The 426-nt window shown below is 58.0% G+C and carries 1 protein-coding gene; it reads left to right on the top strand.

All coding sequences use genetic code 11. The annotated features are described in order from the left end of the window. Positions 1–271: pentapeptide repeat-containing protein (locus QCE79_RS34010; protein ID WP_309852029.1), on the top strand; the 271-nt coding region annotated here is incomplete at its 5' end. Positions 272–426: the final 155 nt, after the last annotated feature.

Below are 426 nucleotides of genomic sequence, written 5' to 3'. Positions count from 1 at the left end.
CGATGTCGACTTCACTGGAGCAAAGCTCACATGTGCAGACCTGCGTGGCGCTGATTTGCGGGGCGCGGTTCTTGTAAATGTGTCGCTGAAAGGTGCGAACCTTAGCGGGGCATGTCTGCGCAGCGCAGATCTGTCCGAAGCTGACTTGTGCGGAGCGGACTTAAGCGGCGCTGACTTGGATGGGGCGCGTCTTAAGAACACGAATCTTAGCGGTGCGGACCTGGCAGGTGCGAATCTGCGCGGTGCGCACATGGAAGGCGTTGTGCGATAGCGATCAACGTTTCACAAATCTCTTTAGCGGAAAATCAATGAAAGACGATTGGCTCTCCAGCGCGGCGAAGGCTGTGCCCGTGGCGGGCGGAAACTTTTGGTTGTGGCTGAGCAGTCACGACATCAACTGGTGGGTCGCGGTGGCGACGCTTGCCT

The organism is Caballeronia sp. LZ003, assembly GCF_031451465.1.
GTDB lineage: Bacteria > Pseudomonadota > Gammaproteobacteria > Burkholderiales > Burkholderiaceae > Caballeronia.
Note: the sequence above shows the minus strand (reverse complement) of the source record. Positions and strands in the feature narration are given on the sequence as shown.